Raw genomic sequence first — 17,763 nt, forward strand, 5'->3', positions numbered from 1 at the left:
GTGGAATGGATAATTAACTATGTTATTAAATTAATTATTATTATAAAAATTATTAAAAAAATAAAAAAGAGTGAAAATATTTAATAATTTTATATTTTATTCTATTAGGATATTTTCTAAATATTGCATAATAGAAAAGATTATTGTTTCTTTGGGGTATAATTATGATAAATGAAAGAAAAATTGCACCACATATAATAGATAACAGTCCAGGTAGGGAACTGTTGAAGGTTATAAAGGATCAACTTAAAAGATCGAAGGAGGCAAAATTTGCAATAGGGTATTTCTTTCTAAGTGGGTTTTCCTTAGTTAGGGAAGATTTTCCAGAAGAATTTTCAAAACGTCCTTTTTTGAAAATTATAATGGGAAATGAAACAACATACTCCACAAAGGAGGAGTTGGTAGAGGGATATAATTTAAGGGAGTTATTTAAACAGAGGATGATAGAGGAATTGCAAGAAAAAGAATTCAGTGAGGATCAGATAAAACAATTAAAAACACTAAGAGATTTTATAGCAAAAAATATAATAGATGTAAGACTCTACGATAGATCTAGATTACATGCAAAACTGTATCTATTTCTAAGGGATCCTGAGGAGAGGTACAGTTCGCCAGGTTTGGCAGTGGTAGGATCCTCCAACTTTACAAGGGAGGGCCTTGTTAGAAATAAAGAGTTAAATATTTTACTTACTTCACGAGAGGATGTTTTGTATTTGGATCGATGGTTTGATGAGTTGTGGGAGGAATCTGTCGAATTTAGGGAGGATCTATTAAAAGTTATAGATATCTCTGGAGTACTACCTGGGAGTCCCTATCCAAAGATCGGTAAGTTAATCGATTCCCAGACTCTCTTTAAATATCTAGTGTATAGATGGTTTGAAGGGAGGGTATTGAACCTTCTAAAAAAGGATATTCTCTTAGAGTTTCAACTTGTAGGGGTAGTTAATGCCGTTGATAAAATCAATTTTTACAATGGAGTAATACTGGCAGATTCCGTTGGTCTTGGAAAAAGTTTTATAGCGTCTACGATAATAGGGGAGTTTTTAAATAAGAAACACCCTGCCTGGGTTCCTGAGGATAAAGATCCCTCTGTTATGTTAATACTACCTCCATCTATAATAAATCAATGGGAGGAGTTGTTAATTTATTCACAGTATTTTTTGAAGGATAACAAGATAGATAAAGTAAAAGATAAAGGTAATTTTAAAATTTATAAGGTATTTGATAAAGAAAATAAATACCTTGGAAAAATCGCCTTTTTATCCTTGGGAAAATTCCAAAATTTAAAGGAACATGATCTAAAAAAATTTGCAGAAGAGTACGATTTTTTTGTAATAGACGAGGCACATAAGTATAGAAATAAAAATACGAATAGATGGAGAAACGTTAGAAAATTGCAGAAGAAAGAGAGTGGCTTTTCCAATAAATTTTTACTTCTTACAGCGACGCCTCTTAATAACTCAATTAACGATATTTTTAACCTTATAAGGTTGTTTATGGATGATACCTTTACGCCCTTTATGATTAAAGGGGTTCCAATAGTAGATCTGATAAAGAGATACAAGGATTTAAAAAAAGAGTTTCAAAAGAAGGGAGATACTAAAATAAAAAGGGAGTTAAAAAAGGTGGCAACAGAGATAAAGCAGAAGGTACTTGATGAGATAATGATCCTTAGGACGAGAAAGTATATTATGGAACAGTTCAAAGATATAAAGATAAACGATAAACCGCTAGTTTTTAAGGATCCAATACCTTACAGTCTCGACTACTCTCCCTTTTATACAAAGGACTACAAGTCCCTTATAGAGGTAATTAACAACAATCTTAACAAGATCTTATTTGAACATACTAAGATCTACGGTACAAGGTACGTAGTATTTGAGGAGGATACCTTAGATGGGGAGGAGGCAGATAAAAAATTTATAGAGGTGGCAGATCTATTTAAACTTTTACTTGGAAAAAGGTTGGAGAGTAGTATATTTTCCTTTGAAACTACACTTAGGAGAATCTATGAAAAAGAAAAGATCTTTTATAATATTTTTAAAATGGAAATAAAGGGAATAAAAGATATGGAGGATTTAAAAAAGGTGATTAAGAGGGCAGTTGATAGGGCAAAAATAGAGAAGGAACTTGAAGAAGTTAAAGAGGAGTACAACATTGAGGAGGAAAATGAAAAAACCTGGTTTAACAGGGTTATAAAGTTAATCTCTGAATATGGGGAGAAGGCACAGGAGGAAAAGGGATATTCAGATGTGGATTTATTTAAACTTGGTTTAGAAGTAGTTATTCAAAATTTAGAAAAAGATTTACGATATATGGAAGAGATATTTAAAGAATTGGATAAACTTAAAGAAAAGGAGAATGGGGAAATAAAAATAGTTGGTAAATTACCTACAGATAAAAAAGATGTTATTGAACCTTCCATATACCTCTATCAAAATGATCCAAAGTTTGAAACATTGAAACAGATTATTGGACTTCCCTCTTTTAAATCTGAAAAGTTAAAGGACATTCCTTCCCTATATGGTAAAAAAATATTGATTTTTACTCAATATAAGGATACTGCCTATTATATTTATCATAATCTCCTAAATTGGATAAATAAAGAAACTGACATCCATAGATGGCTCAAAGATAAAAATAATAGAGTTAAAATTGGAATTGTAACAGGGGACACTGATATAAATGCTAAAATTAACTATATTAAAAGATTTTCTCCTAGAGCCAATAGTGGTTATGAGGAGGTGAATAAGTACGGGGAGATCGATATTTTAATATCAACAGATACTCTAAGTGAGGGGGTAAATTTACAGGATGCAGATGTAGTTATAAATTATGATCTGCCCTGGAATCCGATGGTTATTATCCAGAGGGTGGGGAGGGTTAATAGAATAGGTAATGAGAAGGAAATATACATGATAAACTACATGCCCTCAAAAGAGATAGAGGTAATCGTTGGTATCCTTAGAAAGTTAAAGGAAAAAATTGACGATATAACTTTAATTGTAGGAAAGGATGTAAAAATACTTTCGCCGGAGGAGGAGATAAGTATTGAAACCTTTGGAGAAAAAATAAGGGATATATCGAGGAGTACTATAACAGATCTAGAATCCTACAACATCTCTGAAGACTTTAAGAATTTTATTCCAGAGGGGATACCGAAGGAGCAACTTGATGAGTATAAGTTGTTAAATGTAATTCAGTATGAACTTGGATATACTAAGGAGGACTTTGAAGAAGTTATAGGGATGGATAAGGGACCTTACTATTCATATATTAAAGGTAGTGATAAAATTATAAGTGTCTATGAATTTTATCGTGGTAAGTATAAGGTTATGAAAAAGATTTTAAGTATAGGGGAAGATGGAGAGATAACCTACGAGACTCCTCTAGTTTTCTTAGATTTAATAAGGGAGAGGAAAAGATCTCCACAAAAGATTGAGAATGCCATTGAGAAATTAAAAATAGTGAAAGAGGAAGTAGATAAAATAAAGGAAGAACTTAAAGAAGGTTATAATCACAGGCAAAAGGGATTTTTGTACAATTTATACAGTACTTTAATTTTTAAAAGAAGGGAAGTTGGAGAAAGGGAAATTAAGAATATTGAAAATAAACTTAAAACTGTTATGATCGTACTTAGAACAATCCCTCATTACCTGTACTCAAAAGAGATAAAGCCATTACTTGTTTCCAAAGGACTAATTGAAGTAAGGAGGAATAACGATATTAAAATAAAAGATTTCAAAGGGACAGTAGAAACTCTCTTTGAATTTTTTAAGGAGAAGGGACTTACAGATATAGAATCTTTAAAAATAAAGGTGAATCATGTTGGGTGGTACTATGAAGTTGGAGATAGAGAAGATAATAAAAAAAGAACTTGAAAGGTATAAAAAAGTTAAAGAGATTAAGATAGGTGGTAAAAAATACAACCTTTACGTTGTGCCCGATTTTTGTGATGAAGATATAAACCTATACGAGGGCTTTTTGTTTGTTAAAACAAAGGATAAAAAGGAAATTTCATATTTTAAAACAAAATATAAGTCTCCTGTTGATGGTTACGCTCCAAGGTTGGCCTTTATTATTTACGAGGATAATTATTTATTGATCAAAGACTATAGAAGAAATAAACATATTATAAAAACTCTAAAGAAGATCAACAGAACATTTTTAAATAAACTTAAAAAAGCCATAAGGGACCCTACAGAGGAGAATTTAAAGAAACTTTTTGATAGGACTGACGTTATAGAGGAGTTCTATATACTTTATAAGAAATCTAGGGAGTACTTACTTAAAAATATCAAAGGGATCTCTGAGGAGGAGAAGAGGGAGGAATTTGTTGATAACTTTATGATGCAGATGCTCACTTTGTGGTATCTCCAGGAGAGAGGTTTTTTCAACAACGATACCAATTACTTTATAACAAAATTCAAAGAGATGTATCAGAAAAAACTTTTCCCTGTATTTGATAATTACTATCAATTTTTAAACTATCTATTTGAGAAAATTAGTGGATATGAGGATGCTCAATATTATGAAGATGAATACACTGGAAAGGTTGTTGTTATTGGGCCCGCTGTTTTTTTAAATGGGGGACATAATGAGGCAATTACAATACCTGATGAATGTTTCTACAGGGAAGGGATAACAGAAGTCCTTATAGAGACTCCTCCAAACAAAGTTGGTGATGAAGTCCCTCTTTTTAATCTCTTTGAAAGTAGAGATTGGACCGAGGGGAATATCGATGAATTTGTACTTGGGGCGATCTATGAAAAGTTGATTAACTATATGGAAAGGAAAAAGTTAGGTGCCTACTACACTCCTGAGGAGATCACCTCCTATATCTGTGAAAATACGATAAAACCCTATTTGGTAGATAGAGTTAATGAGAGATTTAGTAGGGAGTTTAAAAATATAGATCATACTATAGAGGAGGGCGATAAAGAAATAATTCTATATCTTTTTAAGGAGTTAAAGGAAATAAAAGTTCTCGACCCTGCAGTAGGATCTGCCCACTTTTTAGAGAGTGCAATAAATACCCTTTTAGATGTATATGAAAAAATATGGTATAGGGCAAAGGACATTGGGATAGAGGAACTTGATATTATTACAACAGATGAAAGGGGAGATATTAAAAAGATAAATCTTATGGATATTAAAAATGAGGATGAATTTCAGTTGTTGGTAAAGTTCTTTATAATTCTCTCAAAGAACATCTATGGGGTGGATATAAACCCATCTGCAATAAAGGTGGCGAAGGCAAGGTTGTTTTTAACCCTTGCTAAGCACTTCAAAGTTAGGAAGGGGAGGGATCTATTCATTAGGTTTCCAAATGTACATTTTAATCTTAGAGTGGGAAATTCCCTTATTGGATACGTTGATCTTAAGAGGGAAGAGGGAGGGGAACAGGTTAAACTCGATATGTTCTTAGGGGAGGGAGAGGTTAATCATATCGTTGAGAGGATAAAGGTAGTTAAGGAGTTAAAACCATACCTTAAAAAAATAGCAAAATCCTTAGATATGGAGGGGGATATTTTAAAGGAAATCGAAGAGTTAAATAGAATTCTCTCTAAAGATAAAATTAACTGGGGGGATCTTAAAAGGGTTTTAGAGGTGAAGGAGAAGTTAATAACCATACTTATCGCCTCTTTAAACTCCAAATACGCAATACCTTTAAATGAGTTGTTGAGGGATATTACAGAGATCTTTAATCAGAAGTTAGATGAAAAATTTGCAGAGGAGTATGGAATTGACTTAGAGGATTTAAAGAAGGTAAAAACGTTCCATTGGATCTTCGAGTTCCCAGAGGTGTTTTTAGAGAGGGGAGGGTTTGATGTTGTTATTGGGAATCCGCCTTATGGGAATACTCTTAGCCAAATAGAAAAAAATATATGCTACGATTATTCTTCAGCTGCAAATGAAACTGCAGCTGTTTTTGTTGAGAGAATTATTCCATTAAACAGGGGGAATGGATATTTTTCTTTTATTATAACTTATGCAATAACATTTCATAAAGGTTTATCAGGAGTCAGAAATATGATTTATAAAAATTATAAGGAGTGTATTATATCTACTTTTGATAGAGATAAATGCAGGTTCTTTGAAGGAATGTCACAGTCAGTTTCTATAATATTATGTAAAAAGAAGGTGCCTTACTCTCAAGGACAATTTTACACATCCAAAATGTTTAGGAGAATGCCTGAAATTGATAAAATAGAATATCAACTTGCTAATGATTATCTTTTAGGTGAAAAAATCGGAGTTCCATTCTCAGATCCGCACAGGTTGCCAAAAATAGGCGATAAATTAACTTTAGAAATTTTAAAAAAAATATTAACAAATAATAATTGTGTAAAAGATATCTTATTAAATAATTCAAATGATAAAATATGGATAAGAAAAACAGGAAATTATTGGTATAATGCTTGGAATATTAAACCATATGATGGAGAAGCTATTACTCCTATATCTGTAGCTAATGGTTATAAATATTTCTTATTATTGCTTATAAATAGTAGTCTTTATTATTTATGGTTTAGAATATATGGAGATGGGCATAATATGACATTAGATATAATGAAGGCATTACCCATTCCACCAAAAGAAAAAATAATTATTTCTAATAAACTCCTATCACATATTTCAAATCTTTTAATGGATTTCTTATTCTATAATTTTGATAAAGAACATAATCGGTTTAATACTTCTAATATTAAGCCACTCATAGACATTTGTGATATTCTACTTGGAAAGTTATATGGTTTTACAGAAGAAGAGATTGATTATATTTTAAATTATGACGATATTATAAGAAATGGCAGAAAAATACCCGTAATTCTTGATAGACTAATAGAAATTGTATTATTTGATTGTCATATTAATAAAAATCTTTTTGATTATAAAATAATAAATTATATCATTTATGAACTTTACTTCAAAGAAAAATTCGCAGAAGATGGTTTATATCCAGAGCCAAAGGAGTACCTACTGGAAACAGTTTCAAAACTCCTCAAACCAATAAACTACGATAGATGGGCAGAGTTGTACTGGAAAAAACAGTTAGAAGAAAACATATCAAAAGATGAAGAGGAAGAACTTAAAAAATTAGAAGAAGAAAACCTAAAAACTATTAAAGAAGTTTATAATTCTATAAAAAACAATTCAGAAGTTAAAAAATGGATTGAAAAAATAAAATCCCATAAATGGGTTAAAGTGATAGAGGGCGAAACAGAAGAGGAAAAACTCTAAATTTTTGAATATTTTTTAAATATATTTTAATTTATAATTAATATTTTTATAAAAATAATTATTAAAAAAATAAAAAATAGTGTTCTAATTGAGGAGTTAGAAATAATTAAAATTATTAAAATAAGAAAGGCATATATTTAAAAATTTAAGGGCCTATAATGAAGTAAGTTATGGAGAGATTCTATAAAAAAATAATTTCTATAAAGTAGAGAGGAAAATAGTATATCACGTTGATCTCACATTTTACATCCCTACACCTATAAACATTAAGTGATACCATGGAGTTGCACATAGACGAGAAAAAACTTCTAAAGATATTCCAAGACACTGGAAAAGAGGAGATACCTGTCGAGGAGTTATCCAAAAACGAACTTATGGGATCTGAGACAAAGGTTATGAGAAGTGCCCTATGGCTCTCAGGTAAGGGGTTAGTAGATATTGTAGAGAGGAAAAGAAAATATGTAAAACTAACAGAGAGAGGGGAAAAAACCTTAGAGGAGGGACTCCCTGAAAGGAAGATAGCAGAGTACCTTAAGGAGAAGGGCATTACATCTATCCCTGTAAAGGACATCAAAGATATCCTAGATAGATCAGAGATAAACCCTGCACTTGGACACCTAAAAAGAAAAGATATCGCCAAAATCGAGAAAGGGATTGTACACTTTAAAAGTTTAGACTATAGAGATGAGGAGGAAGAAGTACTTAAAAATATCAAAACAAATGGCAGTATAGAAAAATACTCTCCTGAGATTCTAGAGGTACTTAAAAAGAGAGGACTTATTGAGGTAGAGGAGATAACGGAGAGATCTATTAGATTGACTGAAAAAGGTAAGGAATACATAAAAGAGCCTATAGAGATTAAGGAGGAGATCTCCCAACTAACAAGGGAGGATATCATCACCGGTAGATGGAAAGAGTGCTATATCAGGCCCTACGACGTAGAAGTTCCCACAGAGGAGGTTTATCCTGCAAAGTATCATCCATTAACTAGAGTGATATATGAGATTAGGGAAGTGTTATTAAGTATGGGATTCAAGGAGGTAAAGAGTCCAATAGTGGAGACAGAGTTCTGGAACTTCGATGTACTCTTTGAACCTCAGGATCACCCTGCTCGGGATATGCAGGACACCTTCTTCTTAAAGTATCCTAAAAGTGGAAAGGTGCCTGAGGAACTTCTAAGGAAGGTTAAAGAGGTACATGAAAGAGGTACTGTAGATGGGAGGAGGATATCCAAGGGATGGAACTATAGGTTTCAGGAGGAGATATCTAGAAGAACAGTTTTAAGGACCCATACTACAGTATCCTCTATTAGATACTTGGCGTCCCTATCCCAGGAGGAGAGGGAGAAACCTCATAAGGTATTCTGTATCGATAGAGTATTTAGAAACGAGGCCATAGACTACAAACACCTACCTGAGTTCTACCAGTGTGACGGTATAGTTATGGATAAGGATGTTAATTTCGATAACCTTATTGGAATATTGGTGGAGTTTCTAAGAAAATTAGGCTTTGATCGGGTTAGAGTTAGGCCTGCATACTTCCCATTTACAGAACCATCCTTAGAGGCAGAGGTCTATCTAGAGGGCAAAGGTTGGCTCGAGATATTGGGGGCAGGTATATTTAGGCCTGAAGTCCTTGAGCCCTTAGGTATAGATAAACCTGTACTGGCCTGGGGAATTGGATTAAGTAGGTTGGCGATGCTTAAGTTGGGGTTGAAGGATATAAGGGAACTACATAGGAACGACTTGAAATGGTTGAAAAGTGTTAGGTATGCACCTTAGTTTTTAATAATATAATAATATTTAATATTAATAATCAATTATAAAAGAAGACTAAAAATTCTTAAAAAGAGAAGTTAATAAAATCCTGTCCTACTTCTCTAATACTCAATGTAGAATAGATAATTGGGATAGATTTTACTTTTTTACCTTGTATTTACTCTTTAATAAACATTTTTTAAGATTTTCTATTTTTAATGTTGATTATTTTTTTATTATAAGTATAAACAGTTAATATTTAATATATAAATAATTGTAATAAATAATAAAAAAAAGAGTAGAAATCCAATTACCTTTTCTCACTGAATACTCAACTTCAATTTTTTATATTGGGATATAATGACAAGAAAAGTAATAATAGTAGGTGCAGGACCTGGAGATCCTGAGTTGATAACTTTAAAGGGAAAGAAAGCCATAGAGGAAGCAGATATTATCGTATATGCAGGTTCTCTTGTAAATAGGGAGATCCTAAAATACAACAAGAAAAACGCTAAGATCTACAACAGTGCAACTATGGATCTGGAGGAGATAGTTAAGGTTATGGTAGAGGGGGTGGAAAAGGGTTTAAAGGTAGTAAGACTCCACACTGGAGATCCCTCTATTTACGGTGCAATCAAGGAGCAGATAGATGAGTTAAAGAAGTACAATATAGATGTTGAGATAATACCTGGGGTAACTTCCCTATCTGCAGCGGCAAGTTCTTTGAAGGTAGAGTTAACACTTCCAAAGGTATCTCAAACTGTTATAATTACGAGACCTGAAGGAAGAACACCGATGCCTGAGAGGGAGAATTTAAGGGAGTTGGCTAAACATGGATCCACTATGGCCATATTCTTAGGAGTAAGTATGATAGATAAGGTTGTATCTCAATTGATAGAGGGAGGATATAGGAGAGATACTCCAGTTGCAGTAGTATATAAAGCCTCCTGGAAAGAGGAGAAGATCGTTAGAGGTACATTGGAGGATATTGTTCCTAAGGTTAAGGAGGCAAATATAAGAAAAACTGCATTGATAATAGTGGGTGATGTACTGGATCCAAAAGATTACGATTATTCAAAACTTTACGATAAGGACTTTGAAACGGAGTATAGAAAAAGGAAGTTATAAAACCTCAATTCCCATTAAGTAATGATTTAAATAATAAACAATAAATATAATAAAAAAAATTAAAATATAATACCTTTAATGAAATTAATAATAGCAATCTTTATCTCTTATTTTGATTTTATACCTTTTCTTATACTTTTATTATAATTATTATTTTTATCAGAATTTTTTAATGGAAATTAAAGTTTATTTTTTACTTAATTAGTTATTTTATTTCCCATCACATATGTTAATTATAACCTCTTTTAGTTTATCTAACCCATCCCCCCTAAGTCCAGAACCTTCAATTATACAGTGGCAACTTTTACAGTACTCTCTAATTTCATCTAACAGTTTATCGAGTTGTTCCCTATCTGCTATATCTATCTTATTCACAAATATCAAATAAGGTACTCCCATACTCTCTAAAGTATCTATTATCTCTTTATCCCTTTCTATTACCCCTCTACTCCCATCCAATACTACAACAGCGAAATCAACACCTGCAAGAGTTAATTCCCTCATAAACTGAAAACGTTCCTGGCCAGGAGTACCAAAAATATGGATCTTCTTTCCATCTAATACCAAGTTCCCATAATCTATGGCCACAGTAGTACCTTTATAATCTGTTTTTCCTATTTTATCAAGTATACTTTCCATTATTGTAGTTTTTCCAACATTCTCTACACCTAAAATTACAACTTTCCAATTTCCCATAGTATCACTGTATATTCATAACCTGTATTTTCTAATACTTTATTAATTTCTAATAAAAAATAATATCCTCTTATTTCTACAATACCTAAAAAAGAGATTTTTGATATTCAATTCATTAATATTAAAAAAATAAAAAATTAATTCATAAAGAGTTTTCTCCTACTCCTCTCGATGACACCCTCTGCTGCCCTCTCCCCCATCATACCTTTTATCTCCTTTACAAGTGCCTGGGATGCCACAGGTGTTGTTGGGTTTATTTTAATATCTTTGGACTTTTCTATCAATTCTTCGTCTATGTTGTTTAATACATCTAATGCTACCTTTAATCCCTTCTGATCTTCTAGGAGATTCATAGAGGAAGCGCTCTTTATAACCAACTCTACATTGAGGGCTTTTAAAAGACCATGAATTCCAGATGTCTCCACTATAGAGGCTAAGGTCTGGAGTGCCATAACTATCTGCTGTTCCACCATCTTCTTGGGCGCACCAATAACTTTTCTACCTACCTTGTAGTACTCTAAAATCCCTGCCAGTGCTATAGCAGTTGTAAGTACTCCCATATCTGAGACTGCAGATACCACATCTATAGGCTCTATATAGGCTTTTTTACCGATACTTTCCACCAGTTGAATACACCTATTCAACTGCTCTTCTGTTAAATACTCCTTTCCATCTAAGGAGGTACAACCTATAACATAGTGATCATGTTGAGGTGTACCTGGAACTGCAGCAGGGTGCATTGATGAGATACCTATATCTTTTCTCTCTCTTAGTTCATACTTAAGGCATGAATACAGGGCGATTGGAGAAATGGTACAGGTGGTTAAGATTATTGCATCCCTTGGTAGATAGGGTATTATATTCTTGGCAATATTTATAGTATAACGTCCAAAGGGTGTAAATAGTATATGTACCTCTCCATGCTTTCCAGCCTCTATATCGTCGTTAGTAACTTTTACTCCTGTCTCCTCAATCTTCTCCCACATATCTTCGCTAAGCATGTTTCTATTAGGTTCTGCAAGTACAACATCATGTCCTCCTTCGGCGAACTCTATGGCCATTCTACTTCCACCATATGGAGGTTCCCCTCCAAAGAGTTCTGGAAGTTTAAGTTTGTTGATATAGAGGTTTTGATTACCTGCGCCGTATATTGAAACTTTCATATTTTCACCTAAATACTCTTTTATTAAAATTAGATATTATTGTTTATAATAATTCTTATAAAAATAGTTATCAAAATAATTAAAAATATAAAAAAGAACCTTAGTTCCCACCAAGTAGTGATTAAAAGAACAATGAAAACAATCAATATAAAAAATATCTTAGGATCTTTCTGAACACTTAGGTAAGATAGAATATCTCATTCTGAATTCCTGTATTAGAAGATATTTAGAGGATCATTTTTCTTCATTCTTCTTTTTAAATTTTTCTGTTTTTTAAATATTATTCTTTATTTTTTATTTTTATTAATTTTTATAATTATTTTTATTATTCTTTAAACTATTCTTTTGATGGGAACTAGGGTAAAAAAGATTATTAATACCAATTAAAAGAGAAGATATAACTATTCCAAATCTTTCTGAATACCAAAACACTAACAAAAAATCTACCATATTCTGTTAGAGAAAATCCATCTTTTCCAATGTTCAAGAATAAAGAAGAGAATTAATCTATTTTGTTTTACTTTTTACCCATTAACACCTTTTTTAATATTTTTATGAAATATTTAATTCCCTTCTCAACTCTCCCATAGTAGACCGCCTCTCTGCAAAGGCGTCATGTCTATGGATGCTCTCCTTGTTAATCTGTCTAACTAACACCTGGGTATCGTCAGGCAAATATTTAAACTCCTCTACTATTCTCTTTATCATCTCTCTTGCACAATCCTCAACGAATTTTGGATTTCTATGGGCAGTCTCTACCACATGCGCCTCATCAACCCTCTTCAGTAGTTCATATACCTCTCCACTCATGGACTTTCTTATAATCTCTATAATCTTCCCAATACTTACATTGTAGCCCTCTGGAACCTCTATCATTACCGTTCCTATACCTCTCTGATTATGGGTTGCAACAACTACAGCATCTAGTATCTTTTCTATATCCTCATCTGAAAATCCTTTCTTTTTCAAATTCTGGACAGTTTTCTCCTTTAGGAGATTCTGGGCACAGGGACAGGCTGTAATACCTACAACCTCTGCACCAACCATCTTCTTAATATGAATGTTTCCCTCATTGTCCTTTATTCCGTAGGCCCTACCTATGATCTTACATATTCCTTGTGAGGGTTTGTTAGTTATGGGAGATCTCTCCTCTAGAACGTAATCTCCATACATAAGAACCTCTGCCCTTGTTGCATATTCATGCCTCTCAAAGAGTTTCTTTACAATATTTACACACAACTCCTCTATTCCGTAGATCTCCTTGACTACCAACTTCTCTATAACCTCCTCGATAACCTCTGGACTTCTAGACATATGTATGCCCTTCTGGGAACTTGGCAAGTCTACAAATACCTCAAAGGTTGGAAGTAGTATTATAGGCCTCTTGTTTTTTCTATGTATCTTTACAAGTTTCTTTAAGTTGATGATCCCTACCCTTGTTAGAGATATTTTGATCTCAGGTTCTGTAGCCTGGACATCACAGAACATAATGACACCTTAATTGTTATTTTTCCCAATAAAGTACCCTAGCAGAACTCCACAGAATAGACCTATAAATAAATATGCAATATCTATAACTACAGCATAGAACCCATGGTTATTTACAGAACAAATTGTCCCTGGAGAGGAACTTAAATTTCGCAAAATAAAGAAGTTTCCCTCTCCTGTATAGTTGTGATTGATTTCCTTAAGTATATCTATATCCATCTGGGCGTAGGCTATGCTGTATTTGTAGTAGAGAGCCTTATAAAAGGTATTGTTAAAGGAGTTGGCGTATTCATAGTACCCCATAGCACTTACTGGTAGGTATCTATACTTACCCATTACTTTGTATATTCTCTTCTCTGCTCTCTCTTTTAGATAATCTGTGTCTGTATTGTAGTTAAGATACGTAGTAGCATACACGTAGGCATCTATACTCTCTGTTATGGAGAGAAGATACTCTCCCTTTTCATAGTACTCCTTAGCCTTATCCAACTTTTCCTCAGCATCTTCTATAAGTCCAGTTTCAGGTAGTACCATGGAACAGTAGAGGACTACTACCTCGGCGTTATCGAGGTACTTCTGGGCTAGGGGCATCAGTTGGTACTCATCTATGTGCTCACCATCTGGAAGAATACCTTCATCTGATGAGAGTCCCAGCCACCAAATAGCACTTTTTCCTCTCCATTTTCCATAGGAGGCGTACTCTATGGCAGAGAAAGGATTATCGTTGTAGTATTCCTTCCAGGCCTTATCTATTAGATCTTCACTTTCATAGATTCTACTCTTAGATGCCAAAATATACTCAAAGTTATTCTTAGTAAGTTTTTTATTTTTAATTATTTTCTTTTTATTTTCGATATCTTCCTGTATATTTATCAAGTAATTCTTTAAATAACTTCTTTTATCAGTACTCTCAATATAGTTTAAGGTGGTGTTTATAGTCTCAAGATTGATCATAACTCCAAAGGCCTTTGAGGTGGCAGCATAGTAATAACCTTGAGAGTATAACTTCTTCGCCATTTTTAAATCATTACTACATTCTTTCAGTCTCTTCTTAAGGTTCGTCTCCATCTGATAGTTCAGTCCAACGTTAAGGTTGTTATTCAATCTATCATTTACATAGTTATAACTATTCTCAGTAAGTTTTAATACCTCATCTGCAAGATTTTTCATCTTTCTCCTATAAGCCTCCTCAAGTATAGGATTAGAAGTGTAGTTCTCCTCAACTAAGGTGTAATTTGTAAAGTAGTAGATAGCGTCGTATATACTCCTAACCTCAACAACCTTTACTCCTAATTTTTTTCCATACTCTACCACATCAATAGTGGTATTACCACCTTCAGTAGATAGACCCTCTAAAGTAACGTATCGCTCTCCGTAAGGTATTAAGAAGTACCTGGCACCTGCCACCTTGGCAGCCTTTAACTTCTCCAATATTCCTCCTACAGGTCCAATACCTCCATCTGGGTATATCATCCCTGTCATCATAACGTCCCTATTGATACTCCAGTTGTTCAACTCTGCAATAGTGGCCACACAGAGGGCACCTCCTGCCGAGGGACCTCCAACTATTGGAACTTTTGATCTCACTATATAGTACACATCGTAGTCCTTCTGATTCTTATTACATACGTCAAATGCCACCTTTGCAGCAATTCTCGCTGAACTCTGCATATCCATCTCAGTTACTGGTAGTGTATCTATAAAGACATGGCCGCTTCCATTGGATACCCTTACATCGATGTTGATAGTAGTTCCTACATATCCATAATCTGTTTTAGAAACTGCTGGTACTGTTATAGTTACATCTCCAAAGGCTATATTGAGGAAGATAGATATTAAGAGAAAAAGTAGATACTTTTTCATGTTTTATCTACCTCTTTGTTTAAGTTTTTTAAATAGAGATAATAAAAGTAATAAATATTATAAAAAATATTATTATAAATGTAGTGTAAATACAGTTGTGAGCCCTTTTTTGGTTATTAAAATAGGTTTATCGATCTTCCCAGTGAAAGGAAAAAAGAGGTTTTAAAGATTTATAGTAATCTATTTTTTATTATTACTATAAATGTCTATTATTTTAACGATAATCACTCTTAGAATATCCTAAAATCAATAAAAGAACTCTCTCCTTATACTTATTCGGTGAAAATTATGGATTATGATCATATGTTCCATATTGCCAAAAAAGTGGTAGATAGTATTGAAAAGGGAGTAAAACCTCTAATTGGATGGGAGAGATCTGACGAAGTGGTAAAAATTGGGGCAGATGGTACTCCAACTAAGAGAATAGACGTAATTGCTGAGAACATTGCAATAAATTCCATCGAGAGGCACTGTAGTGCAGTACTTATAAGTGAGGAGATAGGGATTAAAAAGGTGGGAGATGGACCACCAGAGTACCTTATTGTATTAGATCCTATAGACGGCACATATAACGCATTGAACAATCTTCCTATCTATTCCGTCTCTATAGCTATAGGTGAGATACCTAGGAGAAATAGAGATATTGATGCAATAAAAAGTATGGATATAAGAGATCTGGAGTTAGGAATGGTAAAGAATATTGCAACAGGAGAGATATACTACGGAAGGGCTAATAAGGGTGCTTATATCTTAGAGAAAAATGAGAAGGAATGGAAAAGAATAAAGGTATCTGATACTAAAAATTTGAAGGATGCTTCAGTAGGTGTCTTTGCCTACGGTTTAACAACTAATACACTGAATTTTATAAAGGATAGAAAGGTAAGGAGGATAAGGATATTTGGCTCTGCAGCCTTGGAGATGTGCTATGTGGCCAGAGGAGCCTTAGATGCATTTATAAATGTAAACGAAACTACACGACTATGCGATATTGCAGGGGGCTACGTTATACTTAGGGAATCTGGAGGGGTTATTACCGATAGGGATGGAAGACCCTTAAATATGAGATTGGATGTGAAGGAGAGGACATCTTTAATATGTTCAAATAGAACACTCCACAGGAAGTTAGTAGGTATATTTGGGAACAAGTGGGCACTGAAACCTACAAAGTTTGGAATAATATCTCGGATAGATAGGGAGGAAGCATTAGATCTCGTTGTTCAGATTATTGATTATTTAGAATCTAAAGGTGTAGGCTATCTCTTAGAGGAGGAACTCTATAAAACTTTAAAGGATAAGATGGATATAGATAGATACGACTGTAAGGTGATGGAGGATATTAGAGAAATATCCCATATGTTGTCCATAGGTGGCGATGGTACTGTATTAAGGGCATCGAGGCTGATAGGTGGAAACGAGGTACCTATAATCAGTATAGATATGGGTACCGTTGGTTTTCTTACAGAGTTCAGTAGGGATGAGGTATTTAAGGCTATAGATATGGTTATAAGGGGAAACTACGAGATCGAGAGGAGAACTAAATGTAGTTGTGTAGTTAAATTCAGGGAAGAGGAGAGGAAAGATTATCGTCAGAAAGTACTCCCAGATGCCTTAAATGAGGTAGTGCTGATAACGAAAAGTCCTGCAAAGATGATACACTTTGAGGTATATATAAATGGAGAGTTTGTAGAGGAGGTTAGGGCAGATGGAATTATAGTATCAACTCCAACAGGTTCAACTGCCTATTCTTTAAGTGCAGGAGGTCCTATATTAGAGCCCTCAATGGATGCCTTTGTAGTAGTACCTATATGTCCCTTTAAACTCTTTTCCCGTCCTATCGTAGTAGATGGAAACTCCGAGATTTTAATAAGGATACTGAGAAAATCTGTACTGGCAGTGATAGATGGAAATGTAGAGGAGACTTTAAAAAAGGGAGATGAGGTTGTACTTAGAAAGTCAGATGCCTACGCCTATTTTGTTAAAGGTAGGAAATTCTACAGTAAATTGAAAAAGTTGGGAAATTGATAAAATAGAAGATGGATAACATTAAATCATTAACTATTTTTTATATTTTTTTATTGGATATCCTAAAAAGATCTTCTTATAACTATGTTCTAATTGTAAATCACTTGTTTTATGCCCTCTAATTAAGGAGTTAACAGGATCTGTTCCTCAGTGCTTTGAGATACCTTAAAAAATAACATTTCTTTTTATATGTTTTATTTTAAAATAAACATTTAAACCTTCTATAATAAAAATTATTAAAATTATTATAAAAAATAAGAATATAAAATTTCCAATACATTTAAACGTTCAAGAGCATTTTGAGGAGAATAATACCGATTTCACCAATTTTCATAAATGTTTATTCTTTTATAAAAATAGTAGAGATTTTATTTTGTTTTTATTCATTCTTATTAATTTTA

General features: G+C 33.3%; 9 protein-coding genes. 5 read left to right on the top strand and 4 right to left on the bottom strand.

Features of this window, described 5'->3' with window-relative positions; genetic code table 11:
- Positions 1-164 precede the first annotated feature (164 nt).
- From CFE53_RS06255 to cobM, 4 genes are all read left to right on the top strand, one after another.
- A complete protein-coding gene (locus CFE53_RS06255; protein ID WP_148120988.1) occupies positions 165-3,881 on the top strand; it encodes a helicase-related protein in 3,717 nt (1,238 codons plus the stop codon).
- Positions 3,841-7,245: an Eco57I restriction-modification methylase domain-containing protein gene (locus CFE53_RS06260; RefSeq protein ID WP_148120989.1), complete on the top strand. Its 3,405-nt coding sequence runs from the start codon at positions 3,841-3,843 to the stop codon at positions 7,243-7,245. The genes CFE53_RS06255 and CFE53_RS06260 overlap by 41 nt, the downstream gene beginning before the upstream one ends.
- Positions 7,246-7,523: 278 nt before the next feature.
- Entirely contained in the window at positions 7,524-9,026 is a 1,503-nt protein-coding gene (locus tag CFE53_RS06265) for a phenylalanine--tRNA ligase subunit alpha (RefSeq protein ID WP_172456375.1), read from the top strand.
- Positions 9,027-9,362: 336 nt separating this feature from the next.
- The gene (gene cobM / locus CFE53_RS06270; RefSeq protein WP_148120990.1) at positions 9,363-10,130 is read left to right on the top strand and encodes a precorrin-4 C(11)-methyltransferase; all 768 of its coding nucleotides are present in this window, start codon (positions 9,363-9,365) and stop codon (positions 10,128-10,130) included.
- Positions 10,131-10,340: 210 nt separating this feature from the next.
- On the opposite strand, the gene CFE53_RS06275 is transcribed toward cobM, so the two are convergent.
- From CFE53_RS06275 to CFE53_RS06290, 4 genes are all read right to left on the bottom strand, one after another.
- The gene (locus CFE53_RS06275; RefSeq protein ID WP_148120991.1) at positions 10,341-10,826 is read right to left on the bottom strand and encodes a GTP-binding protein; all 486 of its coding nucleotides are present in this window, start codon (positions 10,824-10,826) and stop codon (positions 10,341-10,343) included.
- A 137-nt stretch (positions 10,827-10,963) separates the two neighbouring features.
- A complete protein-coding gene (locus tag CFE53_RS06280) occupies positions 10,964-11,989 on the bottom strand; it encodes a H(2)-dependent methylenetetrahydromethanopterin dehydrogenase-related protein (protein ID WP_148120992.1) in 1,026 nt (341 codons plus the stop codon).
- A 552-nt stretch (positions 11,990-12,541) separates the two neighbouring features.
- Positions 12,542-13,477, bottom strand: coding sequence for a GTP cyclohydrolase MptA (mptA, locus tag CFE53_RS06285; RefSeq protein WP_148120993.1), 936 nt, complete (start codon positions 13,475-13,477; stop codon positions 12,542-12,544).
- A 9-nt stretch (positions 13,478-13,486) separates the two neighbouring features.
- Positions 13,487-15,340, bottom strand: coding sequence for a S16 family serine protease (locus tag CFE53_RS06290; RefSeq protein WP_148120994.1), 1,854 nt, complete (start codon positions 15,338-15,340; stop codon positions 13,487-13,489).
- A 288-nt stretch (positions 15,341-15,628) separates the two neighbouring features.
- Between CFE53_RS06290 and CFE53_RS06295 the strand changes: the two genes are divergently transcribed.
- Positions 15,629-17,362 carry a bifunctional NADP phosphatase/NAD kinase gene (locus CFE53_RS06295; protein WP_148120995.1) on the top strand — a complete coding sequence of 578 codons (1,734 nt, stop codon included), beginning with the start codon at positions 15,629-15,631 and terminating at the stop codon, positions 17,360-17,362.
- Positions 17,363-17,763 lie beyond the last annotated feature (401 nt).

It is taken from the genome of Methanofervidicoccus sp. A16, from assembly GCF_003351865.1.
In the GTDB taxonomy this organism is placed as follows: Archaea; AGJL01; Methanococci; order Methanococcales; family Methanococcaceae; genus Methanofervidicoccus.

Bases quoted from the DNA above. Each gene is read 5' to 3' on its own strand.
- CFE53_RS06255 (WP_148120988.1), top strand. From the start codon at position 165: ATGATAAATGAAAGAAAAATTGCACCACATATAATAGATAACAGTCCA.
- CFE53_RS06290 (WP_148120994.1), bottom strand. From the start codon at position 15,340: ATGAAAAAGTATCTACTTTTTCTCTTAATATCTATCTTCCTCAATATA.
- cobM (WP_148120990.1), top strand. From the start codon at position 9,363: ATGACAAGAAAAGTAATAATAGTAGGTGCAGGACCTGGAGATCCTGAG.
- CFE53_RS06265 (WP_172456375.1), top strand. From the start codon at position 7,524: ATGGAGTTGCACATAGACGAGAAAAAACTTCTAAAGATATTCCAAGAC.
- CFE53_RS06275 (WP_148120991.1), bottom strand. From the start codon at position 10,826: ATGGGAAATTGGAAAGTTGTAATTTTAGGTGTAGAGAATGTTGGAAAA.
- CFE53_RS06260 (WP_148120989.1), top strand. From the start codon at position 3,841: ATGAAGTTGGAGATAGAGAAGATAATAAAAAAAGAACTTGAAAGGTAT.
- CFE53_RS06280 (WP_148120992.1), bottom strand. From the start codon at position 11,989: ATGAAAGTTTCAATATACGGCGCAGGTAATCAAAACCTCTATATCAAC.
- CFE53_RS06295 (WP_148120995.1), top strand. From the start codon at position 15,629: ATGGATTATGATCATATGTTCCATATTGCCAAAAAAGTGGTAGATAGT.
- mptA (WP_148120993.1), bottom strand. From the start codon at position 13,477: ATGTTCTGTGATGTCCAGGCTACAGAACCTGAGATCAAAATATCTCTA.